A 26,507-nucleotide genomic window follows, 5' to 3' on the forward strand; every position below is an offset into this window, starting at 1 on the left:
AATACCTCCTCCTTCGTACTTTAACTTCATTGACATTTTATTTTATGTAGTTTTATAAAAAATTAATCTAAAACATTTGATTAAAATTTTAATTTTTTATAAAGAAAACATATTGACTTTGACATTATGGTAAAGTTTAAAATATAATTAATCACTTCGAAGGAGATTAAAATTTAGGAGGTTTTAAATGTATACTATAGGACAATTTTCGAAAATTGGAAAGGTTTCAACAAAAATGCTAAGGCATTACGATAAAATTGGATTGATAAAACCTAGCTTTGTAAATCCTGAAAATCAATATAGATATTATGAAAGATGCCAGGTTAAAGATATTCTAAAGATAAATAAACTCAAAATATACAAATTTTCCCTAGATGAAATAAAACAAATTATTGAAGATAAAAGTAATGAAACTTTAAAAAAATTACTTCAAAAACAAATATATTATATTACAAATGAAATAAATCAAAATAATAATATTTTATTTGAATTAAAAAGTTGTGTAAAAGATTTGAAGAAAGGTGATGATATAATGACTTCTAAAAGAAGTTTTAAAATTTTAATTGATAACTTAGATGATAAATTAATTCTAAGTTTAAGAGATAGAATTTCAATGGATAATATAGCAAGCTTAATTGGAAAGGTTTTTGAAAATATATACCGAAATAATCTAAAAGTTTGTGGAAATATAATGACTATTTATTATGATGAAGATTTTGACGAAAGTAATGCAGATATAGAAGTTTGCATACCTGTAGACAAAGAATTTGAAACAACTTCCATTAAAACAAGGATTTTAAAAGGAGGTCTACATGTGCATACTACCTTTATAGGTGCATACAGTGAAATTGGAGAAGCTTATGCAGAACTCACTGACTGGATTGAAAAAAATAATTATGAAATAATTGGTGCTCCTTATGATAAATATATTAAGGGCCCAGATTCCAAATGTAGTCCTGATGAATTTGTAACTGAAGTATATTTTCCAATTAAACAAAAATAAATATAATTAGGTTGCTGCATTAACTAATTCATATAGAATATATTAAAATATCCATTTTTAACGCAGTAACCCTTCTATTTCACATACATGCTTATAAATCATGGACTTGTAGGTTCTTTAGGAGGTGTAGGCTCTTTAGGTCCTGTTATTGTAGATTTACTATAGCTGCTTTTATTATCTGTACCTGAAGTCTTGCTTTCTACTTTATCTGACTTATCTGTATTTTGCTTATTTGTATTTGATGTACTTATTTTTGATCCCTCTATTTTTTGTGTACTCGTCTGGGAAGTATTGGTATTTATATTTTGTACATCAGTTTTTGAATTATTGCTTTTTGATGTTCCCGTGCTCTGAGCTCCTGTATTTACTTTTGAAGTATCTGATTTCTGACTTTCTGATTTTGTTGTATTTGACTTTCCTTCATCTGACTTTTGTGTTTCAGTTTTTGATGTACTAGCCTTTTGCTGAGAAGCATTTTTATTACTAGAGCATGCAGAAAAGCAAAATAATAAAGATGCCATAGTTACCAAGCCAGTTAAATTTTGAATTATTTTTTTCTTCATATGTACTCCCTCTTTTCTAAGTTACATTAATAAATATTCTACATAATTACATATAATCCTTCATTAGTTATCCAAATAACTAATAAATTTACTTTACTCAACATTCATTATCCTCTGAAAAGTTGAGTTGCATTACATTTCATGCTATAATAAATTACACATACAGAAAATAATGTAAATATTTTTTAAAAATTGGAGGTTTATATATGAATAATTGTGCAGACATTTTATCTACAAGTAATTCAACTAATAAGATAAAAATATCAAATGCTGCTAAAAATTTAAATGGTGAATCTTTTGGTAGCATTTTTAATAAAATTGCCAATTCAATAAAACCAAATTCAACAATTACATCAAATTCTTCTACTCAAAAACTAGATGAAAATTTTAGTGAAAAATTAGAAGAAGAAATGAATCAAAGAGCTGATGGCGATGTGGAAAGACTAGCTAATTTTTTTGGAATTGGAAAACATTTGATGAAGGCTATATTGCAAGGATTACATATTGATCCTAGAGATTTACTTGAACCATCCAAGAAAAAAGATATAATTAAAACTTTAATAAAAAAATTTGGATTAGACCAAAATAGAGCAGAAGCTCTTGCTAGTCTAATAACTGACTTTCAAAAATAATTTTCACACCGGTACAGATTGTAACCAGCTTATTAAAAAATATAAGCTGGTTTTAATTTACTTCTTAATTTCTTTATATTTTGATGTATTTTTATCTTCTGAATTTATGTATTCAAAATCTCCATTTGAATTTTTTCTTATCCCTAACTTTTCATACTGATTATTCTTTATCTTACGCTTATTTACCACACTTACCACCTCTATTACTTATTATGTTCAACATACAAAAAAATATTTGTTTTATACTTTTTATTAGAATTATTATAAAAAATAAAAGCTAGCAGCTTTAACTTTCTGCCAGCCTTCTCCAAATATTACCTATAATGAATTAATACATCCATGGATAATATGGATAAGGATAATAATATGGATAGTAATATGGATAACTGTAGAAGTTATAATATGGATAATACCCACCAAATCCTCCGTGATGGAAACCTCCATGATACATTCCTCCATGCATTCCACCACCGTGCATTCCTCCATGTACAGGCCTATAGAGATCGTCGAACATACTAAAAGTTGGTTGTTCGCCTTCTGCTCCCTTCTTCATTCCAGCTTGCGGAAGAGTTTGCTTCATCATATTATTTTCCTGCATTGGAGCTTGCATAGCAGGGTTTGCCCCCATCATTGGGTTCGCTCCCATCATCGGATTCGCTCCCATCATTGGGTTTACTCCCATCATCGGATTTGCTCCCATCATCGGATTTGCTCCCATCATCGGATTTGCTCCCATCATTGGATTTGCTCCCATCATTGGATTTGCTCCCATCATTGGGTTTACTCCCATCATTGGGTTTACTCCCATCATCGGATTAGAATGCATTGGCATATGACCTTGCATCATTGGACAATTACACATCTTTGAACCTGAGCATGAACATTCCCTTTCGAAGTCTTCACTCTCATTAACTTCTCTAGTGTCGGAATTATTCTCTTCCATATTTTACCTCCAGTAAAGTTTCTTCATTATCTATTATATTAATAAATATTTGAATTGTGACTATTTAGTTACATTTTTTAAAATAAATTCATATTAATAACAAAATAATGCTATATAGCTATCTATTTTTCTAGTACAATTAGTAAAACAAGCACTACTGTAATAAATACTGCACATGGAAAATAAAACCATACTTCTGTAGATGAAAAAAAACAGTTAATAAATGTTGTCTTTTTCGTATTATGTTTTAATAATATTTTCATTGAAAAATTAATATTATTTTCATCCATTTCACGAACATCATCAAATAAATTTCTATATTGACGTTCTAATTTTAAATAATATGTGTCTAATATCCAGAAAAAAACAACTGGTATATATGCTATAAATGGATATACCAGTTTATTATCCTTTATTGATAATGCAAAAACTCCAGTTACTAATGTCACTGACCAACTCTTTAATTTAAATGAATTAGATGCCATACGTGTTATGTCTGCTTCAATCATTTCTAAATGCTTGATTTTCTTTTCAGACATTTTTATATGCCTCCATAATTACTTTTATACTATATTCAGTACGCCTAATCTATAAACTTATTAAGTTACTATTATATTCTTAATTTTATACAATTCATCTAACTTTTCAAATTTATCTAATTTTTTCTCAGGTTTCAAACAGTTAATTCTCCATTTTTCTAAATCCTGATCATTAATTTCATATAAATGTTCCATATTTAAGTCATAATTAATATTAAAATTTTGTTTACTTACAAATATTTCTCTAGGTATTTTTCTAATTAATTTTGCTGCTGCAATCTCCATGTACACCCATGGCGATTGGGTTTTTTTTATTATGTCTGAAGCTTTAATTAAATTTGGAGTATTAAGAAAAAATAAACACTCTGCTTTATCCATCATCATAGCTAAAGCAGTACTTAACATCATATGAACATGACTAGTAGAATAATTTCTTTTTATATAATCATAATGTCCATCATCTGTTAAACAATATCTATTATCTATTTCTTCGAGCAAATTTTCACAATAACCCCATACACATGAATCAACAAATGCATTTAATTGAAAGTTTCTGCTTAACCATCCTGATAAAGCAATTGCCATATTTTTGTCCTTATATGAATGAGAAATAAAAATATCTGCATCAATTTGTGGAAACCAACCTGATTGAATATTTGAACCATCCAAAGAACCATCCTTTAAAATAAAATTGTCTAAATTTTTTTCAATTTTTTTTCTATTCATATTAAACAATTTTTTGCCAGTATTATAACAATGAATGCCATAGTCATTAAATAAATTCCCATCAACCTTTAGTTTAAATCCTACAAACATAATATCTCTCCCTCTTCCATTCACCTCATCTTCAAATAAAAAATTTTATTCATTACTGTACTAGACATAGAAATTAACTTATAGGATAAATTAATCTTATAGCTAATATTTTACCATATATTTACTATTTTTTCTATGCAGATTTTTGTTCATCTATTAACCTTTTTAGATTTTAAGTAATTGAAAAATTATAGCATCTTTAAAAAATATGATTATTATATTAAAATAATTTGTGAAAGATATGAAAGATTGATTTTTCAAGCCATATTATTTGTATTTAAGAAGATATAGAAACAGATTCTACATATGAATGTAGAACTTATTAACTGATTTTAACTAACTGAAATTTTGCACATGTAAAATTTCAGCTTAACATAAGCATACTACTAAAAAATCTTTGCATGTACGAAATCACAAAAATAGTAACCACTATTTTTTGTGATTTTCTAAATTATTTATATTTGTATCATGAATTTTACGAAACATAGTTACCATTAAGATAGATCCCATTAGTGCACAAAACATATCCCACTGAGTATCCAATTTATCTCCTTGATACTCCAATAAATCCTCTGGAACTCTTTTATATAAAATACATGCTGCACCTTCTAATATTTCATAGAAACCACTTATTGCTAAACAAATGCAAACAACAATTATAGATAATCCTATTCCCTTTTTTAATTTTATCTTTCTTATTAATATTTCCCTAATAATAAAAGCTGGTATAAACCCCTGCATAAAATGCCCAAATCTATCGTAGTAGTTTCTTTTTAAATTATATACTTGTTTTATTGAATTAAATATAGGTACATCACTATATTTATAATGTGCTCCAATCAACATTATTATTGTTACAATTAAAATGAGTTCATAGACAAAATCCGTAAACTTAAATCTATTGTAAGTAAATATAAGTATTATAACTCCTATAAATGCAGGTAAAAACTCAAAAAACCATGTAGAATAACTTTTAGGATGAATAGCTGATATAATAGAACTTAAAACAAATAATATTAACAAAATTAAATGAAGTTTTTTAGATTTACTATCTTTTTTAATTTTATTCATAAACATTCACTCCAATTAATATTTTCACTATAACTCTTAAATAATCTTTTAATATGTAAATTACGCAAAAGTAAATACATGAAAAGTATGTTAACTTTATAAACTTTTCTAATTATAATTTATAGTATAATCTATATTATAAAAAATATAATTAAAATTCAATGTAACAATATTCATAAAGGCTACATATTGTGTATTGTATATATTTTTCAGGAGGTAGCCTATGTATTGTTATACTCATGTAAATCATGAAAGCTATGAAATATTTAAATATTTCATAGCTTCAAAAATGTATTTTATCATCATTCTCTAATTAATGTTTTCCTGCCAATTCAGATTCTTTTCTAGGATTTGCAAAGCTTGGCTCTGTAGGATTAGGATTTTGATAAAATCTACCTGGTGTTGATAAATCGAAATATAATTTTGAATCCTCTGTAACTCCAAAGTTCTTATTTGATCCAGTATCTTTAACATTATTAAGAGCTTCTCTAAATAATGCATTATGTGTTTCAATTTCTCCGCTAGTTACAGTATTAAAATCCACTGCATGACCATTTAATAAATTGATAGTTTGTGCTACCATTTCCATATGACTCAATTCTTCTGAACCTATATCTAAAAATAAATCTTTAATTGCAGGATCTTTTATTCTAAAACTTTGAGATATATATTGCATAGCAGCTTTAAGTTCTCCATTACCGCCACCAAGTTGTTCTTGCATTAATACTGCATATTGAGGGTTGGGTCTCTCCACTTTTACATCCTTAAGCAATTGCTTTTCATGTTTAAATATTTACATCACATCTCCTTTTTATATTCTAAATATAATGTTTCATAAATGCATATATTAAATACATACTACAATTGAAAACTTTTCGGTAATTTTAGGTATATTAAAATAGATCCAACAAAAAATACACACATAAATCTAGCCTTATAATATAATCTCATATAATTATTGGAGGTATAAATAGAATGAAAAAAAGCATTAAAGCAGTATCAATTATTTTATTTATCATAGCAATCTTTTTAGGTATTAGGATTTTAGTTAAAACAGGTATTGGTAAACTTGATACATACCTTTCAATAAATTTAAAATTAAATAAAATGCTTAATCCTAACTCAATTGATAATAAATCTATAAAACAGCTTAGGGAAGGATTAAATTCTCAATCTACTATATGGTCAAGAAAACCTATACCATTTTCTAATATTAAGAATATTACTATTTCGGAAAACTCTAAAAAAATATCATTACGTATATATACACCTAATAACAACAATAACCCTCCAATAGTTATTTATTCACATGGTGGCTTTTGGATTGGAGGAAACCTTGATACTCATGATACCGTTTGCAGAAAGCTTTCTCAAAATTCCAAAGCAATAGTAATATCTGTAAACTACCATCTTGCTCCAGAAAATCCTTTTCCTATTGCAGTAGACGATGTATACACCGTACTAGATTGGACTTATAAAAATGCAGAAAGTATAAATGGTGATAAAAATAATATAGCTGTTGTAGGAGATAGTGCAGGTGGAAATCTTTCTGCTGTAGTTTCCTTAATGGCAAGAGACAAAAACGGTCCTTCTATAACTTGTCAAGTGTTAATATATCCATCCACAAACATATTTCAACTAAATAGTAATTCTTGGTCACAATTTTCTAATACTATCAATCTTTCAATAAATGATATGGAAAAGTATATATCACTCTATATTCCTAAAAAAGAAGATAGAAAAAATCCTTATGCTTCTCCTCTTTTATCTAAAGACTTAAGAAAATTACCTGATACTCTTATAATAACAGCAGAAGCTGATCCATTAAAAGATGAAGGTGAAGCTTATGGAAACAAATTAAAAGAAGCAGGAATTAATGTTACCATTACTGAATATAAGGGCGTTCCCCATGGATTTATTACAATGGATAAAATTACAAACAAAGCAGATGCAGCAATAAATCAGATTTCATTATACCTACAAAATCAATTCAAAATTACCAAGAACTATACTAATACATGAAAATACCATATATAGCTTTGAATTTTTACAAATCTACATATGGTATTGCTTTTTAATGACATCGGAATGTATCATTAAGAAAATTAAACACAATGTTTTATCCTTAATGCAACACATCCAATATATTATTTTTTTATATATGCCTAAGTTATTGTCATAAATTCTTATTTTTTATTTTGTCTTGATTTTTTATTTAGTTCTCTTGCTTCTTGCAAATCACCAGCATTAACTCCACTAGTCATTCCACTGTCTATTGAGTTATTCATTGCTCCTGCAGATGAATTTGATTTAGATTGTTGATTTAATTCTCTTGCTTCCTGTAAACCTGCATTATCATTCATTCCACTATTTACTAAGCTATTTATTGCTCCTGAAGGTGAATTTGCTCTTGACTGTGCATTTAATGCTCTTGTCTCTTGTAAATCTGCATCATTCATTCCACTAGTCATTTCACCATTTGCTGAATTATTCATTGCTCCAGCAGTTAAATTTGCTCTGGATTTTTTATTTAGTTCTTTTGCTTCTTGTAAATCACCTTTATTATTATTCATAATAAGTTTACCCCTTTCGTTAAAACATGCATTTTTAAATAAAACACTTTAGTAAATTAAAGGAAATAACTCCTTAATTCCAATATTATATTACCCATCTATTATTTATATATTCATAAATTAGCAAAGGAATAAAATCTGGTGTTGTAAATTTCACAAGAAGTTAAAATTTATTTTTTATACAATAATTTTTGATTATTTTTTATTTTTTCTGCTTCATCAGCTCTAAGAAGCTCTGGATTATCTTCATGGAATTTCATTAATCCTTCACTCATTAGTCCTATATTAAAATTTTCATAAATTGAATTATAAAGATCTATCTCTGCCTTAGGAATCATTTCTTTATTGTTTATCTTAAATGTTACTCTATCTTTTAACAACCAATAGTCTTCTTTATATGTAATTTTTCCATATACCTCATCATTAAATGTTTTCTTTGCCATATACCATTTTCTCCCTTTACGCGTCCCTAGATAATTGATCAACTCGTTTTAACATTTGCGGCATTCTATACTCACCATTTAGTTCTTTTATAAATTGGGCAGCATAATTTAAATCTAAGTTAGCCGCACTAACATATAAAGGTTTATTACTATTTCCACGATATACTTCTGAATAATTTGTGCTATCTTTAAAAAATGTTTTTGCTACTCCAATAACAGGTGTTTTATAATTTAAAGCTTCATATAAATATCCACCTAATCCTTTTTTACTATCATTAAGCCAAACAAAACTATCAACAATAATAAAATCTAAATTTTCTTTTACCTCCTCCAAAAGTTTTAATATGCATGGCAATTCTCTTTTATAAAATTGTCCCGGAATATACTCATTTATCTCATCACTTAGTATATTATACTCAGCTAGAATACGTTCCTCTTCATCTTTTTGAAACACAACACAGCTAGCTTTTGCATAATTTTCATAATAATAAACATCAAAACATGCTGCAATTACACTTTTCATTAATTTTCACCTTCTAAAACTTATATATTTCATATCTAGCATATACAACTACCACTTTCAATTTATCCTATTATCCCGCAATTTCTGCTGAATCTAAATTTCCATTTATATTTCCACTGACTATGATACAGTGTCCTGCAAACAAGTCTCCATCAAAGAAGAAAATCTCAAACTCACCTTTAGGATAAACACTTATGGTATCTAACTCTATGGATTCAATAAACATTTCTTCTCTAACCTCGTCAATATCATCTTCTTCGTCAATCCAATCATTTGCAAGATCTAAAAGCTCACTTGCAGCATATTCTCTAATTTTATCACTCCAATACTTTTGATTTTTAAAAAGCTCATATGCAGTTTTCAAAGAAGCTTTCATTGTTTCTTCCTCATCTAGATCAAAATATAACCGTCCTTCTTCTCCTGCCCAGGTGATGTCAGTTTCGAAAAGATTAATGCCCTTATCTAATTTAAATTTTCCAAGAATCTCATCTTCATAAAATACTGGTTTTAGATCTTCTAGCAATATGTTTTGAAGTTCTTCATCCTTGTAATCTGCATCTATAAGCTCCAGCAACATAAAGGATCCTTCTCCTTTTCTAAGCTTAATTTTAATTATAGAGCTTTTTTTAATAGTCTTTTGCCATTCCTTTAAACCTTTATCATCAGTAAGCCAAGCTACTCTTACTTCCTTTTTTACTAATGGTTCACTGTTGTTTAAATCTTTCCAAGCAATAATATCTATGGAAGCTTCCCATAACTCTTCTCCTCCTGCCTTGCCTGCACCAACTCCTGAACAAGCTGTTACAGCAGACACCTCAAATATCTCCTGTGAAAATCTATCTTCAAAGTTTTTCAGTTCGCTGTTTTTTTTACTCATAATTTCCTCCTATTTTAGTTAATACCAATTTTTATATTAATAAAATAGTTATCTATGTATATTAGAGTTTCTTCTTCATTTATACATAAACTTTAGATTTTTTATATTTTCCTAATCAAATTTAATTTTTGAAATTGATTCATACAACTTCTCCTTAAACTCCTGAAATTTATCTTTTAATGTAATCTTATAAGTTTTTCCTATTGGAAATCCATTTTCCTGCTCAAAAGGATATATAATATTAAGCTTGTCCATAAAATCTATCACTTGCCAATCATTTCCAAAACTAAACTCATCTTCTTCATAAGCTTTCTTATTTTTCACATTATCTTTTCCCCAAAATTTATAATAATTTTCAATATCATTGAAAGATATATCTTTAATAAACTTACATATGATCTGAGGATTTCCTTTCCACTTTTCTATTTCTTCTTCAGGTAAATTTTCCCAATAATCAGGAATTGGATTAAACTTATCTTTACTTTCACCACAGTTATAAAAATTATACATCCAAAAATCACCATCGTGTATATGAAATGAAAATACACTAGTATTTAATGCCTTAGATAAATATTCTGACGTTTCTTCCCATTCGAAGAAATCATTTGGATAAACAATAGTAGTATTCTTTTCATTTTCACCAATAACACATAAATCAAAAGCTTCATTTACTGGTTGAACTTCATCTATTATGCCTTCGTTTATATTAATATATTCTTGTAATGCATTTGTTACTTCTGCTGCATTCTTACCTATCACACCAGACATTGATAAAAACAATCCCATTTACAACACTTCTTTCTATTAAATTTAGTTTTCTCAAATACAAAGTTTCTCAAGTTTTTTAACTATTCCCATTGATCTTTATTTACTTCATATATTCACTAATTCTGCTCATTACAAATCTCTCCTTTGCATAATTATCTTTTGAAATCCTATAACAAATTAAAATTTATAATTGTCGTGCATAAAGAATGCCTTTCTTAATTGACTCTGCTAATCCCTTTGGATTTTCCCAAGCCATAGAATGTCCCGCTGATTTTACGATTTCAATATTTATCATGTGTTTCTTAAGTTCAGTTTGGTCATCGTCTGGTAAAGATTTTTCACCAAAAATGAATGTCCTTTTACATTTCAATGAATATAATATCTCGCGCCATGATGGCTCTGCCCCCTCAACTGCTGACTTTGAAATTCTACTAGCTGCTGTAGAAGACCAAACTGATAATGTTGCTGCCCACATAGAATTTTCACTTGAATTTTCATTGACAACTTCATCAAATATTCCATTTACAAAATCTTCTTCCTTATAAGTTCCAAATTCATAAGTTGATGAACCCTTATTACTTTTATCTAAGTTAGCTTCGCTAAGAATAATTGTCTCAATATTATCTTTACATTTATTAGCAAGTTCAAGTGCAACAGCACCACCTAAACTATGACCGAAAATAATAAACTTAGAGAGCTTTAAATCCTGCACGAAATTATACAAATAATTTGCATGCTCTTTTACAGTGTATAAATAATTATGTGGTTTATCACTAAATCCACTGCCAAGCAAATCTATTAATATTCGTCTGTGATTTATTAAATCAGTTTGTGCTGCTACTTCAGGATAATCAAATGATCCAGCACAACCTAACCCATGAATAAATAATATAGGTGTATCTTCACCAGGTAAATCATGATATCTCATCTTATTTTTCATGTTATCTACTATGTATTCTTTCATAAAACATCCATTCCTTTCAATGTTCCAAAGACACAAAATATATTAAAATAATTACAAACTACTCTTCACAATCTAAGTCAAAAAATTCCCAAGATAAAGATCCATCAATAAACTTAGTAGGATTTTTCATAAATTCATTCCAGGTCATTTCTTTAATAAAACCAAACATTCCATGTTCCATGTCTAAACATGCAAAGCTTTTATGTTCTGGAATCCAGGATATTACTCCTATATTTCCATAATCATCTATATCATATACCAAATCAACAAAAGTCATGTCCTTCCACTTAAATGTTCTTACCTCATCAAGTGCATAAAATTCAACATAGTTTGTCCATTCAGATTCCTGCAAATCTATCCTTCTATTTTCAGAACCTAGAAATTCAATAGCATCATTTGGTAATCCTAATTTTTTTAATCTTTCAATACACCATTCACGCTGATGCCATTCTTTAGGTTCACAGCTTTTGATAAGCTTAAGTATTTCCTTATCATCTTTTCCTGCTGATTCATTATAAGCTCTATAACACCACCTATCATTACTTGCTTCCACCGCTTCATTAAAAGGTCTATATCCCCATTTGTCTGTTATTGATACATCTGCACCATTTTGTAGTAAAAATTTAACAATATCTAAATTTCCTCCTATTACAGCACATTGAAGAGGAGTAGGTTTACATACAAATACTTTATCAGCACCATTATAATTTATATCTACCATGTCTTTCCTTATAATTAACTTAACTAAATCTAGTTCTCCTTTTTCTGCTGCCCCTCTAAGCATATCTCCAAGTTCACTAGAGTCATTACATTTTTCTATTTCTTCCTTATTTAAATTCATTTTCTAACTCCTTCTATGAAATACTAATTCCTTGTTTTTTTATTGGACTTTGTAAAGGCACTCTATTACTTCACAAATATAATCATAAAATGTTTTTTCAGCTCTAGATACACTTCCTAAATCATCGTCCCAAATTTCTCCTACTTCCCAATTCTCATCAATTATAAAAACTAAAGCTTTACCAGAAGGATCACACCCAAATTGTAATACTTTCTCTTCAAAATCCAAAAATTCTAAAAGACTCTCATCATAAAAATCTTCAATTTCACATAGATCCCCAAAAATAGTACAAAACTCTTTTCCAAAACTACCTGCTCCTATTTCTGAAAGATACTCAAGATAATCTTCAGGAATTTGAGGATATTCTTTTCGTAATTCTTCTATCTGTTTTTTAGAGTACACTTCTCTTTCTTCTTGACGTGAATTCATCTCAGCATCTAATTGATCTATATATTTTAATGCTTCAAGTTCTCTTTCATATCTCACAATATCACCATATCTTTAAACCTTATTTCTTTAATTTATTAAGTTCTTTTCAAATATAAACCCTCTAATTTAGCAACAGTCCCAATTGTACAAAACTTTACTAAAATCCAGCTTCTTTAAATCTTCCTCATTTATAAAAAAATTTGCAATACCTGCATCTCCAAACATCAAATCACATTCTTTTTCATAATCAAGCTGAAGAAGTAAAGTATCAAAACTATTTAGTTCTTCTTCATCTCTTGGATCATCTTGAGTAAAAGTAGCATATCCTCCTATTTTACATCCATCAATATTTAACTTTTCCATATATTCATCATCTTCTTCATCTGTTAAGCTTATATCCTTGTACACATTATTAAATCTATATTCCCCCCAAGGTATAGGCATATATTCTAATGAAAAGTTCATTTTACCTTCGCTGCTAAAAGGCATGTACCAATCCTCTTCTAGGTCGCCTAAAAATGAAAAATCTTTTATTAAGTTTTCCTCATTTTTTTCAACATCAGGTATGTATATTACCTTAAATGTATCCTGCATGCATGGATCATCAAAATTGAGCCCATATACATCATCTGGCAATATAAAAAACTGTAATATACCTTTTTGTGGAAAAGATTTTATTTTAGGAACTTCTTCAAAATTAATTTGAGCTAATAATCTTAAACATTCTCCATTAGATGCTTTAGGATATTCCATGCCAATTTCTAAATAAGGATTTCCTCCTAATTTACTTTCCCAAGGTTTGGTTTCTTGTTCTTTCAATTTTATTTTTACATATGGTTTTATAGTTTTTTCTATTTTATCCCTATATTTTTCTAAGCTTTCTGTTAATTCTATAATTGAATTTTTCATTATTATTTACCTATCCTTAAATAAAATTTTATTAATCTTCTTCATAAAAATCACAACTGTCACTTAAAGCATATACTATACCACTTCTATCTTTTACTGCTTCTTTAAAAAATTCTTTTAAAGAGTTTATAAATTCAATATCCCCTTCACTAATTTCATCAAAAGAAATCCCCTGCAAATTAAGTTCTTTTTCTATACTTCTACATACGCTTAATACATCTAAATTCTCTAAATCAGAAATTACTCTTTCTATGTTTTCTACTGACATATATCTTAAGGCAAGATTATCATGATTTGCAAAACTACTTGCTATCATTTCAATTTCTTCTTTATCTTCCGGCGCTATACCCCACATTTGAACTACTCTTTCTGCAATTTGTTCTTCTGCCTGATTCTCTATTCCAATCTCAGTCTCCCAGGCACTATATGTATAATTAAAATCACTTACTCCAAATAATAACGCATGAACAGCTCTTTCTTTTTTATATTCCTTGTCATCCTGATAATTCTTAATATAATAGTCCTCGCGAAAAATTTCACTTATAGTGTAGTCGCTGATCTCATATTTAATTAATTCTTCACAATTAATATCACCATTTATGATATTAACTAACTTATTTTGTCCCTCCATAGAATTCATGTATTCTTTTTTAAGTTTAATAACTTTTACGCTTTCTATTTCCATTTTTATCTCCTCTACTTAATAATTATGTATTATCCCTACTGAATTATGGATTCATAATTATATCCAGCATTTTTTCAGTGTTATTTACAAATTGCTTCATAACTTGAAAATGCTCAGTATCTTTATATCCTACTTTTCTAAATTCACCTTTTAATTCATATATTAGTGAATCAGGATAAGACATTACTATAGGAGAATGAGTTGCAATTATAAATTGGGAACCTTGCTGAACTAATTCATGTATTCTCGCAAGCATAGTCATCTGTCTTGATGGTGATAAAGCGGCTTCAGGCTCGTCTAAAATATATAAACCATTTCCTCTAAATTTATTTATCAGTAATGATAAAAAAGCTTCTCCATGTGATTGTTCATGAAGTGAAACTCCTCCATAGGAATCTATGATTTTAGGACCTCCACCTTCTCTATCCAATTCTTCTATATTAGTTGCAACATTATAAAAACTTTCTGCCCTAAGAAAAAATCCATCTTCTGGACGTTTAACCCCTTTTACCAGCTTTAAATACTTATATAATTCTGAATGAGTATTCATTGTGGAAAAGGTAAAATTTTTTGTCCCTCCCTCAGGATTAAAACCACAAGCTGTAGCTATTGCTTCAAGTATAGTTGATTTACCAGTTCCATTTTCACCTACAATAAATGTCACTTTTGGGTGAAAATCTAAAGTATTTAAATTTTTCACTGCCTCCAAAGAAAATGGGTATATATCAAATGAATCTATATCTTCCCTACATAACCTAACTGTTCTTAAATATTGATTTAATTTAAACTTTTCCATTCGTAAATCTTTCCTCCAATCTATTTAGAGAAATTGACATTAAGTTTAACATCCACTTTATTTAACAATTATGTGTAACTTCTAATTTGATTATTCGCTAAATAAAATCTTCTATGTGTTCTTTATATTCTTTTACTATCTTTCCACTATTAATTTTGCTGAAAATTTCTATTGAATCTTCTTCATCTAAATACTCAGGCACCATAAAATTAATAAAGATATCTTCATTACACTTATTTTGAAAAAATCCCTCATTCTTTATTTCTATTAAAGCTTGTACACATATATCAAAAATTTTTTCTCTATATTCCTCAAAAAATTCTGTGTATATGCATGTTTCCGAATCACTTATTTCATCTTCATTATTTTCTTGAAATTCTACTAACATATTTCTAAGCTTCTGAAATTCATCATCTGCAGCATCCCATATTTCCCATTCTTGCTCACAAAATTTATAATAATACCTATCTTCTTCATCTTCTATTTGTTCCTCTAATGACTCCTTTGTATTTGCCACAACTCCTATAGATCTAACAGCTGAATCACAAGTTAGTGAAAATGCATATACTGTAGAATCTTTGTATTCTTCCATAATTTCTAAAAAAGCTTTCTTTACAGCAAGAATAACCTCTTCTTTAAATTTTTGAAAATTAAATTCTGATTGCATTAAATTTATCCTCCTCTTTAACACGTTTATAATTTATAAAACCACTCTCTATTTACAATTAATATTTCTTCAATATACTTATAGATTTTTGTTTCATTCTTAGTAATCCAATGGTCAATTTCAGACATTACTTGTTCATTATTATAATTGTTTATACCTGCACTATATTTGCTTAGAATTTCACCTTCATTTTTGGCTTTTAAATTCTTAATTAATATTTGTTTAGAATCAATATTCAATACCTCATAATATGTCCAAACTCCTGATCTATCAGACATTGCTTTCCAATTCATAATTTCACTTAATTCAATAATCCACTGCAGTGAAGGATCTTTGCATTTCTCAAATTCTGCATAAGCAATGCAAAACAGTTCAACCTTTGAAGCATATTCATCTATTGAGTTAAAAAATTTATCTATATATGATTTTGCATACATCTTATTACCATCCTTTATCTACATACAATTAAAACTGCATCTTCAAAGTCACAGTATCACAGCTGCCTTTCCATATTCACTGTTATCTGCAAAAATTCTATAAAATTATCTGCAGCTGCATCTACTTCTTCAAATTCTGGTTCACATCCATAAACTATTGTTCCATTTTTTCTCCTTAATTTTTATCTTTTGATTAGGTCATATGATAGTGAGAGAAATATTATATATAATAACTATCTCGATTATCAAAAATTGTTTCTCCTAATTCCTCTAACTCTTCCCTAGTTTCACAACTATAGTATTCTTCATGATCAAGCCATACAAGCTTATAGCTGTTATGTGCATCAAAACAAAGAGGACCCCATCCATTAAAATCTCCTATTGGTATATATCCAAATTCTATTATCTCTTCACATTCTTTATAAACATTTTCTATAACCTGCAGCGGCTTATTTGATGGTTGACGAAAAATATCAACATAAACTTCCTTGCCATCCTCACAATGAAAATCATTCAAAACTCCATCTAATTCTTTAAACATATGAAAATATGTAGAAATAAATGCTTTATATATCGATGGTAATTTTATATTGATTTTTTTCTCTAATTTAAAAATATCTTCTTCTGACACGTTTGATTCTAGCAGCACCCATTTGTTTGCATCATTGCTATCCTTCATATTTTCTGGAACAATACATTCTCCATCATCAAACATTTCTTCTATTTCAAATTTTTCGGGATGATTTTTACTTAAGATTTCAAAGTACTTTTTTATAACTTCGTTTTCTTCTTTAATCATTTTCCACCTCATAAAATTACTTTTTCTTCATCAAGTGATTCTTAGACTCAGATAGAGTTTACTTATGAGAAATACCTCTCCACATCTGAATCTTAGAAGAACTTATCCAGGGGCGTGTCAGCCGTTATCTCCCACCTTAAGAGGATGGGAATGTTACGGATGGTAGACATCGGATCAACTTTTTGTTATCAATGTTAAAAAATCTAAAGATATTTTTCGCATACATTATCGCGTTTAATATTTATAACTTCATTTATACCTTTTTCATCAAATTTATCTAATATATCTTTATATCCATTGTCTAACTTATATTGCATTTCATCCTTATATAAAGGGATTATACAATAAAAATTAATTGAAATATCTCCATTTATTTGTAATTTTGCTGCTGATTGAGGTGTTAAAATAGGAGGAAGAAGCATAATACCATGAAAATTTGTATTAGCTATTGGAATAGGTGGATCATAATTTGGCATAGTATGGGCAAAACCAAGCCAAGTCTTATAATCATGCGGAAATCTTGCAAGCATTTTTAACCACGCAATAGGCCAATAATTATCCATATCTTTAAAAGCTTCTTCTGAAACAGGCCACTGAGCTGGCAAACATACAATCAATTCAGCATATTTTTCATCTTCTGAACCTTCCATAGGATTCATAGGAATAAAACTCATTCCAGAAGTAACAAAGGTATGAAAATTTCTATCTTCATTTGGTTTGATATAATAAACATCTAAATGTATAAGATCAGACATTAATTCATGATAAACTGAAGTAGGTTCACCAAAGTATTTATGAATATGTTCTTCGATTTTTTCCATTTGATTTTCTACACCAAAGGATGGCGGTCTCCATCCTGTTTCAGCATAATCATACTTAAAAATTGGCTTACCAGATTTACTGAAATCTATTTTTTTATTCATCACCATTCTCCTCACTTACAAAAATCAAGCCATTAATTCATTGAACTAAAGCTTTATATGATCTAGTGTTCCTTTATACTAAAATTACTTTTTTCTTATGAGGTTTAGCATATAAATCTATATGTATTCCTCACCTTATCCAGCTAGTCCATTAACTGATATTTTATAGCCGTCTGTTATTGTAACTTCCATTGAATGACCTGCAAAATAATCTGGTTTTGTATCTATAAATGCTTCTATCATTATTCTAGAATCCATTATTTCCTTATCTTCATCTATCCTTATTGACATACTATTAAAATATAAGGATTGAAAAAACTCTTCTTCACTAATTGGCAATCTAAAAATGTCCTCACCATCTACATACACTTTTTCTCCATCAATTATCTCCTCATCTGAACTTTCAGCCCACTCTTCTGCAAGTCCAATCATATCATCCTTAACAAGAGCATCAAAAACTGATTTTTTACTATTTTCAAGCCATGTCAAATACTTTTTAAATTCATCAATGTAGTTTTTTATATTATCATCATCAAAAGTATCCTCATCTTGAAGGCTTATTTCCAAGGACACTGACATATAGTTATCCCAAATTACAGTATTAACATCACATTCAGCTGAACCTATATTATTATTTATTTTAAAATCTTCCACTTTAATATCTAGATTTTCAATACTTAAATTCTTGCTTAACTCGGATTTGCAACCATTGCCTTTAAACAAAGATATGTACTTATTTCTAAAAAAATAAGCTCTTGAATCACTTGGATCTAACTTTATAGATTTATCTAAGTCCATTAAAGCTTTTTCATATTCCTTCATTTTTACATAACAGTAACCTCTAAAGTAATAACCTTCAGCATAACTGTTATCTATATTTAAAACATTATTAAAATATGGTTCTGCTTTTTCATACTCTCCATTATTTAAAAATTCTAATCCTTTTTCTACTACACTCTCTATGTTTTTGTCCATTATTGTCCTCCTAAATTTTGATTTTCAAAATTTTCCATTGTATTAATCCCACCAAACTCCAAATACTCTAAATCCATTTTTTAATTCTGATGTTTGTATCAATCCACATTCTTTACAATCAACTTTCCATACTTCGCTTGGAAATCCATCTCCAAACCATTTATATATATCATCTTCATTTGCAGTAGTAGAAATATATATGGTATCAGAATATGGCCACTCCTCATCTATATCACAAATTAATATCCAAACCTCGAAAACATTTTCCTTTAGCTTTATGCCTTTTAGTATTTCATAAAATTCATGTACATCTAGATTTTCAGTACATGCATTAGCAGCAAATGATCCTGCTGCATTGTTACCTTCAAAAAAATCTTCTATAGAAACTAAAATATCCATACTATATGGAGGTTTAAAACCTCCTTGTTTTTCTATTTTTTCTAAAAGGTCTTTCTTCACTCTAAACACCACTCTCTAAAGTTTCCCAATACTCCATTCCAAAATTGCATGTTATCTTCATCATCATTAATAATTACTTTTCTATCTATCAAACTAAGTTCTTTTTCAGCCTTTTCAAATAACGCTTCAATTTCTTCTGCATTTTCCTCTTCTTTAAGCTGAAGAATTTCATTTTTCATTTTCTTAAAATAATTCATACTCTCATGAAATTTAGAAAAAGAAGAATTAACAAAGTATGTTACAACTTCTTCTATAACTTCATGTTCAAGTTCATAAATTTCTCCTGTAACTTCCTGTATCGCTATCAAATTACCACTATCTAAGTTGTCCGCAACAACATAATATGATCTGAATTTCTCAAGATCTTTTAAAAATTCTGATACAAATTTTTCATCTAACCTTGTTACTGTACTATCATTTATCTTTGTCCACTCAACCACATCACATAAAAATCCATGTTTCTTATTAAAGAAGTTAATATTAATATCATAAAATTCATCTTCTTCAATTTTTGTTTTACATAAAAGGTCCTTTGTTTCTTGTGGAAGATTTAAACTAATAATAATATTTCTCATGATTTCTTTCCTTTCTTAAATAAATTCTATTGTATACTTTTTAATCATGTATTTTCCCCTTATAAATTTCTAATTTCTCTTGTTTCAAAAGCCTTCTCAGCAATTTCTCTTGCACTTGGCTCATGTCCATATTCCTCCACATCATACCAATATATTAAATCTGAAATATTGTTATGATGAATGCTTTTTTCTAATAATTCTATGTAATAGCATATATAGTTCTCTACTTCTTCTACTTCTTCAATTCCATCTGGTGATTTAAGTTCAATAATCATTTCTATTATTTGGGAAGCTTCTTCAAGTGTTATATCACTAACTACTGGTGGATTAGGTAAAGATATCTCCTTTGCAAATTCATCAAGAGACATGGCCCCCATATAATTTTGAAAATCCACAGGCTCATATGCTTTTTGAACCTTTGAATTAAGTATATCTATCTTATCATTTAAAATTGTCTTTTCATTTTTCTCATAATATTCTTCATAGTATTGTTCAGATAAGTTGGAAATTTCTTGAATAAGCTGTATTAATTCTTCTACTAGCTTTTCATCAATTTTAGGCGGTTGTAATTCTTTTCTTAACATAAATTATCTTTTCTCCTCTACTTGTTATAAAACTTAATGATTTTTCTGATAAACAGTAATTTTATATTCTTCATTAACCTCAAATAACTCCACAATTACTTGTCTACCCGGAAACTGTTTATTAAGCTTAGTTTCCCATATATCCTTTAAAGTCCTTCCCATGTACTCCATCTGCCTTTTTGTACTTTCGCCTCCAAACCAATCTTCTAAATGTCTGTGATTTACAGTGGCTTCTAAGGCCTCTAAACTTCCATTACAATTTTTATGCCATCTTTCAAATATTTCATCATTCATATAATCAATAAATATACAATTTCTAAATAAAATAAATTTTGGCCAAAATATTGAGGTATATGCTAAAGCATATTCAATTCTCCCTTCTATCTCTATCCAATATTCATGATCAATTCCTTTTCCATTATTCCATTCCTTAAGTTCTGGAATTAGGCTAAACCATTCTTCAGTATCATTGTATTTCTTCTTTTTACTCATATTTTTTTCTACACTTTCTCATCCAGCATGGCAACCACCTTAATTTAGTTACTCCTAATTTTAAATGCTTACTGTCAACCATAAGCTTTTAACCTCTACTACACACCATTCTATATCAAAACTAAAATTCTAAAATCATGTCATACCATTTTGCACCACCATGAACTGATTTAGATACTCCTTTATTTTTGTATCCAAACTTCATGTAATAATGAATAAGCCTTTCCTTACAAGTTAAAATAACTCCTTTTCGGCCTGATGATCTTGCTGTTTCTATCATATGATTCATTAATTTAGCTGCAATTCCCTGATTACGATAATCTGGTATTACATCCAGTCCAAAAATAGTTTGATAGTGTCCATTTGGAACATGAAGTTTAGAATCTTCAAAAAGCTCATCACATATAACAGTTTCATTTATAATACATCCATTAACAAATCCAATTATTTTATCATTTACTTCTGCCACAAAAAAGCTTTCTGAAAATGTTTCTATACGCTTCTTAAAAGACTCTTTTGCAGCTGCTTCTGCTTTTGGAAAACAAACCCTCTCCACTTCTGCTATTTCATTTAAATCATCTATAGATACCTGTCTAATTTTAATCTCCATACTAATCTTCCTTTCCTTGTATATATAACTAATAACAGAATACACATACTTCTAATATGAAATATTATTGTATTATTTAACACAATTTTTCCACTTTCTTAAATACATTTTAGCAAACATAAGTTCTCATATCAAGTTCTTTTTTCCTTTTGTTTATTTATCTTGAAAATCATTCCACACCCAATACTTTAACGATCCAATCTCCAGTTGGATGCAACCCCAGTCTTAGCTTCTAAGGCTCTATCTACATCATAAAGTATCTCACTAAAAAATCTTTCTGGTACCTTTGATGGTAAAATAGTGTTTTCTTCTGTTACTTCATCATAAACATAACTTCCTCTTTCTACTGTACTAGCTTTGTAAAAAATCAATTCATAAATCGTAGTTTCTTCATTTTCATAACCAACACCAAGATAATTGAATTCAAGTTCTGCTCCAATACCAACTTTTTCATCTTCTTTATAAAACTGATAATAACATCCTCCATCTTGTACAGAACCCCTATACCATCCCATTTTAGTAAGCTTGCCAACTAATGAAAGTCCATTAATTTTAGTGCCTGCAAAACGTTCTATATCTTTCATTTTCTTTTCTTCTTCAGTTATTTTATAAGTCTTTCTTTGAAGCTGTGGAAAAGGTTGTACTATTTCATAATCTTCAAATTGTTGTTTCCAGTCTTCTAAAGTTTCTTTATCCATTTCTAAAGCGTGTACAAGTCCTATGTAGACTTCTTCTAACAATTCATATTCTTCTTCATCCTTTGTATTAAAACTGCCATCTTCCATATATCTAAAAGTATTTTTTAACTTTCCATCTTCATAAACTCCCCATACTAAACCAAGAGAAAAATTATGCATAATGGAATTTCTAACAAATAACTTTTCCCAAGCTTTTTTACTCCACAATCTATTTGAAGAAAGAGCCATTTCCAATCTTAAAGTTTGAGTTGAAACTACAGTTTTAATTTGTTTTTTCACTACTTTAAACTCTAATAAAGCTTCTTTAGCTCTTAATTCATCGTCAGTTTTACTTGCCTTTGGTAAGTTCTTCATTGTCTTTCCATTGTTATCTTCAATCTTTAACGAAAAGTCCACTCCTAAGGTTACTGTAAAACTTCTACTTCCATATTCAAATACTCTTTCCCCTCTTATATTAAAATCCAAATCAGGTATTATTTTATCTGCTAAATCTTCTTCTGTTAATTTAAGCATCTTTGCTGCAGAAATAAAGGCTTCTCCAGCTGCTTTTTTAATTTGCTTATGCTTAAACTTTCTTGATATAGTATCTAAAATCATTAAAGCTTCATCACTGCCATTTAACGCCAAAGCTTTTATAGCCTCACAAGCAATAGCACCTCTAGCACTTTTAGACCAAATATCTATTTGATCTTTTAATGCATTTACTACATTGAATCCTCCTACAGCTGAAATTAAGGATAAAATCCACTTCTTTTTCGTGTCTGCACCATCACTAACCCAATTACTTAAAATTTCCAATCCCATTGTATCTAAATCCTGTTTGTTACACTTTTTAATTACTCTTTCAGCAGCAAGGTTTTTCTCAACAATATTTTCCAGGGAATATTTGCTTATTAAATAAATTAATACATCCTTTGATATTACTTTTCCATCTTCATACATTACCTCTGGAAATGTGCTTACAGAAATCCACTCTGGAGCATTATAAGCAGTTTTTTTCAATCTTTCACTGCAGTAATTACTTATACTTTCTGCATTTTCAAGTATCTTATCATCTAAATAGTCTCTATTTATAATATTTAATATCAATACTTTAATTTTTTCATTTTTCTCTTTCTCTGCAAATTTTTCAAGCTCATCTGTAAAATTTCTCATATCAAAGTTTATTAAAATTCTTGCAGCAGCCTCCCTTGCTACAGTTTTTCTACTTTTAAAACTGTCTAATACCATTTCTTTGCAACTATCATAAGTGCTAAGAAGGCTTACTACTTTATCTCTAATAAGTTTTGAATCATCTGATAAACTTTTCACTAAAATTTCAGAATACTTTTCCTTATCTGCATTGAATAAAGCTTCAAGTACAAAATCCTTTGTAGTACTTAAATTATCTATATTATCTATAAGTTCTGTATTTCCTTCATTACATAACTTTCTTAAATATTCCTTAGCTTTTGTGTTTGAACTTTTATCAGCAGCAAGGATTAAATAGCTTTCATTTATACCTATTTCCAAAAGTTTTTCAGCAAAGCTTATATAACTCATAGATTGACTTTGTACTACATGATATATTATTGAAGAAGCTAAAGCATATTTTTGACTACTTAGCACCAAATATAAAAATCTATGTATAATTTCTTTAGTTTCATCTAAAGAATAAATTAGTTTAAAACAAATACTGTGGTAACGCCACATTGATTCACCAATTGCTGCTTTTCCCACTTTGGAAACATAGTTATCTATAACATACTTATTTTCACCATTCATTACATATTGTAAGGTTTTAGCTCTCTCGATACGTAGTATTTCATCAAAGCCTTTAAAGGTATCTATATATCCATTTAAAATATATTCTACAAATTTCTTAAACTGCTTTAAATCTTCCTCTTTCTTTGAATTTTTATATATAACAAAAGCAAGCATTAAACTTTCAACATATTGAAAATTGTTCTTTCCTATTTTATTTTTATTAATAAATTCCAAACTTTCTCTAAAAATTGACGGTATTTCTTTTATTCTCTGATCTATTTCTTTAAGCACCTTGTTATTCTCTTCTCTAACATACAAGTTTATAAGCCTAAGTACATATAATTTTTTATCAATATCAAATTCTCTTACAATATCATAACTTTGATCCTCGTTATCACAGGAAGAAATAAACCTTACTAATTCATCAAAAAGCATTCTTCTATTAGTACTGTTATTAACTGCATCCCTAATAATTTCTCGTAATACCTTGTTTTCATTACATGCATAGGCTAAAATTTCAATTATAGCTGTTTGTTTATCTCTTAAGTATTTATTTATATCATCTGCATTTTCTAAATGATGTTTTATAACTTCTTCTCCATTTTCAGTAAATTTGCAAGAATTTTTAACAGCTAAAGCTGATAAAATCAACTTTACAAAGCTATCTTCTGTTTCTGAAAAAGCCTTAAAAAGTATTTCTTCATCTTCCTCTATCATTTCTTCAACAATTGGAATTATAAGCTCCATACAGTTTGAAGAAGTTTTTATTATCCACACCAATATTCTTTCTTTGTTATCCATAGGTTTCAAATAATCAACAAATTTAGGAATTGAAAAAAGTCTAGAGTATACTATCTTAAAAAAGCTTTCTCCTCCTACAGCCCAAAATACCTTTAAAATTCTTTTAAAAACCTCTTTATCCTCTCTAAATCCATCTATTAAGTCCCACAATTCTTTTTTTACTTCATAATTTCCTCTAAGGGTATTTTCAATATTATACTTATGAATTTTATTTAAATCCAAAGTATCATTATCATTTTCAATATAGCTTTTAATTTCATTTATTTCTTCCTTCTCTAAAGTACAGTTACAAAGTTTAACTCTTAATAAATTTAATAACTCTTCCATTTCTTTTAACTCCTTATATTTGAACTTAAAATTTAATCTGTTATACCTTTTAACAATGCAAAATGATTTTACCTTAACTTATTATATTATTTTTAAAAATTTAATCTATATTTGAGTACAATTAAATTAATATATTAAATTATACCATATTATTCATAACATGTCCTTATTGGAAGATAATATTAAATGTGAATTTTTCTTATACTGACAAATTTTTTAACTACTTGTTAAATTCAAACAAAAATGTATCTAACAAAAAATAAATTAAGGAAGCTATCCCTAGCCTCCTTTTGATAATTTCTTGAAATTATTCTATTTTTCACCTGTACAGCAAAGCCAATTTTTTTCTTCTATAAAATCTATTTTTATATTTCTATAACCAGCCATTTCTACTATATGTTTAAGTTGCTCTGGCGTGTATATTTTCATATTCGATGTAGAAACAAATTCATCATTTCTTTCTTTAAATTTTTCACTAGAATACATTTCACATATTATAACAAGCTTTCCTAATGGTTTTAAAACTCTTTTTACTTCTTTAAGATTTTCAACCAAATCAGGCCAAAAATAAATAGTTTCTACTGCAGATATAACATCAAATTTATTATCTTCAAAAGGAATTTTTTCTACACTAGCATGAATGATTTCAACTTTCCCATCCTTTATCAACTTTTCATTATAATCCTTTGACCATTTTACACAATCTATTGAGTAATCTATACCAAAAATTTTACCTTCCTTTGCCATGCCAGCCAATCTATTTACTGTTCTACCTCCACCACAGCCAATATCCAAGATAGTATCCTGAGCATTTATATTTATCTTTTGAAGACCCCATCCAGTTAATTCAAAATGTGATTTATTCATATCATCTGCTATAATTTTTCCTAATTCACCATTAGGCTTCTTGCATTGATTTAATCTTTTTGCAATTTCACTCATAATATTCCACCTTTCTATAATAAACACATGTTTATTATATACTTTTCTTAATATTACAGCAATCCCATATTGGTAATGATATTCATTATCAATATGA

The 26,507-nt window shown here is 28.3% G+C and carries 33 protein-coding genes; 3 read left to right on the forward strand and 30 right to left on the reverse strand.

Annotated elements, in window-relative coordinates; translation table 11 throughout:
* Positions 1–187 precede the first annotated feature (187 nt).
* Entirely contained in the window at positions 188–1,003 is an 816-nt protein-coding gene (locus EG57_RS0216210; RefSeq protein WP_032078230.1) for a MerR family transcriptional regulator, read from the forward strand.
* A gap of 98 nt (positions 1,004–1,101) precedes the next feature.
* Here EG57_RS0216210 and EG57_RS0216215 read toward each other — a convergent pair whose 3' ends face one another.
* A complete protein-coding gene (locus tag EG57_RS0216215) occupies positions 1,102–1,566 on the reverse strand; it encodes a hypothetical protein (protein WP_032078231.1) in 465 nt (154 codons plus the stop codon).
* A gap of 206 nt (positions 1,567–1,772) precedes the next feature.
* On the opposite strand from EG57_RS0216215, the gene EG57_RS0216220 reads away from it, so the two are divergent.
* Positions 1,773–2,198, forward strand: a complete 426-nt coding sequence (locus EG57_RS0216220; protein ID WP_032078232.1) for a hypothetical protein — start codon at positions 1,773–1,775, stop codon at positions 2,196–2,198.
* 57 nt (positions 2,199–2,255) lie between these two features.
* Here the strand turns inward: EG57_RS0216220 and EG57_RS27325 are convergent, their stop codons facing one another.
* The 6 genes from EG57_RS27325 to EG57_RS0216245 all read right to left on the reverse strand — a co-directional run bounded on the left by EG57_RS27325 (position 2,256) and on the right by EG57_RS0216245 (position 6,360).
* Positions 2,256–2,387: a hypothetical protein gene (locus EG57_RS27325; RefSeq protein ID WP_278246485.1), complete on the reverse strand. Its 132-nt coding sequence runs from the start codon at positions 2,385–2,387 to the stop codon at positions 2,256–2,258.
* A 139-nt stretch (positions 2,388–2,526) separates the two neighbouring features.
* The gene (locus EG57_RS0216225) at positions 2,527–3,141 is read right to left on the reverse strand and encodes a hypothetical protein (protein WP_032078233.1); all 615 of its coding nucleotides are present in this window, start codon (positions 3,139–3,141) and stop codon (positions 2,527–2,529) included.
* Positions 3,142–3,263: 122 nt separating this feature from the next.
* Positions 3,264–3,680, reverse strand: a complete 417-nt coding sequence (locus EG57_RS0216230; protein ID WP_032078234.1) for a hypothetical protein — start codon at positions 3,678–3,680, stop codon at positions 3,264–3,266.
* A 60-nt stretch (positions 3,681–3,740) separates the two neighbouring features.
* Positions 3,741–4,496 carry a hypothetical protein gene (locus tag EG57_RS0216235; RefSeq protein WP_032078235.1) on the reverse strand — a complete coding sequence of 252 codons (756 nt, stop codon included), beginning with the start codon at positions 4,494–4,496 and terminating at the stop codon, positions 3,741–3,743.
* Between the two features lie 429 nt (positions 4,497–4,925).
* Positions 4,926–5,567 (reverse strand): DUF2238 domain-containing protein, encoded by a 642-nt coding sequence (locus EG57_RS0216240; protein WP_032078236.1) that lies wholly within the window; start codon positions 5,565–5,567, stop codon positions 4,926–4,928.
* 313 nt (positions 5,568–5,880) lie between these two features.
* Positions 5,881–6,360, reverse strand: coding sequence for a manganese catalase family protein (locus EG57_RS0216245; RefSeq protein WP_032078237.1), 480 nt, complete (start codon positions 6,358–6,360; stop codon positions 5,881–5,883).
* Between the two features lie 182 nt (positions 6,361–6,542).
* Here EG57_RS0216245 and EG57_RS0216250 point away from each other — a divergent pair, with 182 nt between their 5' ends.
* On the forward strand, positions 6,543–7,589 hold the full coding sequence (locus EG57_RS0216250) for an alpha/beta hydrolase (RefSeq protein ID WP_032078238.1): 1,047 nt from the start codon (positions 6,543–6,545) through the stop codon (positions 7,587–7,589).
* Between the two features lie 164 nt (positions 7,590–7,753).
* Here the strand turns inward: EG57_RS0216250 and EG57_RS0216255 are convergent, their stop codons facing one another.
* The 23 genes from EG57_RS0216255 to EG57_RS0216365 all read right to left on the reverse strand — a co-directional run bounded on the left by EG57_RS0216255 (position 7,754) and on the right by EG57_RS0216365 (position 26,410).
* On the reverse strand, positions 7,754–8,140 hold the full coding sequence (locus EG57_RS0216255; protein WP_032078239.1) for a hypothetical protein: 387 nt from the start codon (positions 8,138–8,140) through the stop codon (positions 7,754–7,756).
* A gap of 170 nt (positions 8,141–8,310) precedes the next feature.
* Positions 8,311–8,583 carry a hypothetical protein gene (locus tag EG57_RS0216260; protein ID WP_032078270.1) on the reverse strand — a complete coding sequence of 91 codons (273 nt, stop codon included), beginning with the start codon at positions 8,581–8,583 and terminating at the stop codon, positions 8,311–8,313.
* A gap of 16 nt (positions 8,584–8,599) precedes the next feature.
* Positions 8,600–9,106, reverse strand: coding sequence for an endonuclease V (locus EG57_RS0216265; RefSeq protein ID WP_032078240.1), 507 nt, complete (start codon positions 9,104–9,106; stop codon positions 8,600–8,602).
* Positions 9,107–9,176: 70 nt separating this feature from the next.
* Positions 9,177–9,983, reverse strand: coding sequence for a DUF2262 domain-containing protein (locus EG57_RS0216270; RefSeq protein WP_032078241.1), 807 nt, complete (start codon positions 9,981–9,983; stop codon positions 9,177–9,179).
* 111 nt (positions 9,984–10,094) lie between these two features.
* Complete coding sequence (locus tag EG57_RS0216275) at positions 10,095–10,769, reverse strand: hypothetical protein (RefSeq protein ID WP_052037963.1); 675 nt, start codon at positions 10,767–10,769, stop codon at positions 10,095–10,097.
* Positions 10,770–10,935: 166 nt separating this feature from the next.
* On the reverse strand, positions 10,936–11,715 hold the full coding sequence (locus EG57_RS0216280) for an alpha/beta fold hydrolase (RefSeq protein ID WP_032078242.1): 780 nt from the start codon (positions 11,713–11,715) through the stop codon (positions 10,936–10,938).
* A gap of 58 nt (positions 11,716–11,773) precedes the next feature.
* Positions 11,774–12,556 carry an ankyrin repeat domain-containing protein gene (locus EG57_RS0216285; RefSeq protein WP_029159594.1) on the reverse strand — a complete coding sequence of 261 codons (783 nt, stop codon included), beginning with the start codon at positions 12,554–12,556 and terminating at the stop codon, positions 11,774–11,776.
* Between the two features lie 39 nt (positions 12,557–12,595).
* Entirely contained in the window at positions 12,596–13,042 is a 447-nt protein-coding gene (locus tag EG57_RS25225; RefSeq protein ID WP_052037964.1) for a hypothetical protein, read from the reverse strand.
* Positions 13,043–13,111: 69 nt separating this feature from the next.
* Positions 13,112–13,894, reverse strand: a complete 783-nt coding sequence (locus EG57_RS0216295; protein WP_032078243.1) for a YwqG family protein — start codon at positions 13,892–13,894, stop codon at positions 13,112–13,114.
* Positions 13,895–13,925: 31 nt separating this feature from the next.
* Positions 13,926–14,579, reverse strand: coding sequence for a hypothetical protein (locus tag EG57_RS0216300; RefSeq protein ID WP_032078244.1), 654 nt, complete (start codon positions 14,577–14,579; stop codon positions 13,926–13,928).
* A 43-nt stretch (positions 14,580–14,622) separates the two neighbouring features.
* Complete coding sequence (locus EG57_RS0216305; RefSeq protein ID WP_032078245.1) at positions 14,623–15,375, reverse strand: AAA family ATPase; 753 nt, start codon at positions 15,373–15,375, stop codon at positions 14,623–14,625.
* Between the two features lie 97 nt (positions 15,376–15,472).
* Entirely contained in the window at positions 15,473–16,042 is a 570-nt protein-coding gene (locus tag EG57_RS0216310) for a DUF4303 domain-containing protein (protein ID WP_029159590.1), read from the reverse strand.
* 26 nt (positions 16,043–16,068) lie between these two features.
* The gene (locus EG57_RS0216315; protein ID WP_032078246.1) at positions 16,069–16,479 is read right to left on the reverse strand and encodes a hypothetical protein; all 411 of its coding nucleotides are present in this window, start codon (positions 16,477–16,479) and stop codon (positions 16,069–16,071) included.
* Positions 16,480–16,699: 220 nt separating this feature from the next.
* Complete coding sequence (locus EG57_RS0216320) at positions 16,700–17,278, reverse strand: SMI1/KNR4 family protein (protein ID WP_052037978.1); 579 nt, start codon at positions 17,276–17,278, stop codon at positions 16,700–16,702.
* Between the two features lie 203 nt (positions 17,279–17,481).
* A complete protein-coding gene (locus tag EG57_RS0216325; RefSeq protein ID WP_032078247.1) occupies positions 17,482–18,201 on the reverse strand; it encodes a suppressor of fused domain protein in 720 nt (239 codons plus the stop codon).
* Between the two features lie 135 nt (positions 18,202–18,336).
* Positions 18,337–19,176 carry a DUF2262 domain-containing protein gene (locus tag EG57_RS0216330; protein WP_032078248.1) on the reverse strand — a complete coding sequence of 280 codons (840 nt, stop codon included), beginning with the start codon at positions 19,174–19,176 and terminating at the stop codon, positions 18,337–18,339.
* Between the two features lie 42 nt (positions 19,177–19,218).
* A complete protein-coding gene (locus EG57_RS0216335) occupies positions 19,219–19,635 on the reverse strand; it encodes a hypothetical protein (protein ID WP_032078249.1) in 417 nt (138 codons plus the stop codon).
* Complete coding sequence (locus tag EG57_RS0216340; protein WP_032078250.1) at positions 19,632–20,210, reverse strand: SUKH-4 family immunity protein; 579 nt, start codon at positions 20,208–20,210, stop codon at positions 19,632–19,634. Before EG57_RS0216340 ends, EG57_RS0216335 begins: the two co-directional genes overlap by 4 nt.
* Before the next feature lie 59 nt (positions 20,211–20,269).
* A complete protein-coding gene (locus EG57_RS0216345) occupies positions 20,270–20,794 on the reverse strand; it encodes a hypothetical protein (RefSeq protein ID WP_032078251.1) in 525 nt (174 codons plus the stop codon).
* Between the two features lie 33 nt (positions 20,795–20,827).
* Positions 20,828–21,286, reverse strand: a complete 459-nt coding sequence (locus EG57_RS0216350) for a hypothetical protein (RefSeq protein WP_032078252.1) — start codon at positions 21,284–21,286, stop codon at positions 20,828–20,830.
* Positions 21,287–21,407: 121 nt separating this feature from the next.
* Complete coding sequence (locus EG57_RS0216355) at positions 21,408–21,896, reverse strand: GNAT family N-acetyltransferase (protein WP_032078253.1); 489 nt, start codon at positions 21,894–21,896, stop codon at positions 21,408–21,410.
* A gap of 188 nt (positions 21,897–22,084) precedes the next feature.
* On the reverse strand, positions 22,085–25,468 hold the full coding sequence (locus tag EG57_RS0216360) for a DUF4132 domain-containing protein (protein WP_032078254.1): 3,384 nt from the start codon (positions 25,466–25,468) through the stop codon (positions 22,085–22,087).
* Positions 25,469–25,780: 312 nt separating this feature from the next.
* The gene (locus EG57_RS0216365) at positions 25,781–26,410 is read right to left on the reverse strand and encodes a class I SAM-dependent methyltransferase (RefSeq protein ID WP_032078255.1); all 630 of its coding nucleotides are present in this window, start codon (positions 26,408–26,410) and stop codon (positions 25,781–25,783) included.
* Positions 26,411–26,507: the final 97 nt, after the last annotated feature.

The sequence above is a fragment of the Clostridium drakei genome (assembly GCF_000633595.2).
In the GTDB taxonomy this organism is placed as follows: Bacteria; Bacillota; Clostridia; order Clostridiales; family Clostridiaceae; genus Clostridium_AM; species Clostridium_AM drakei.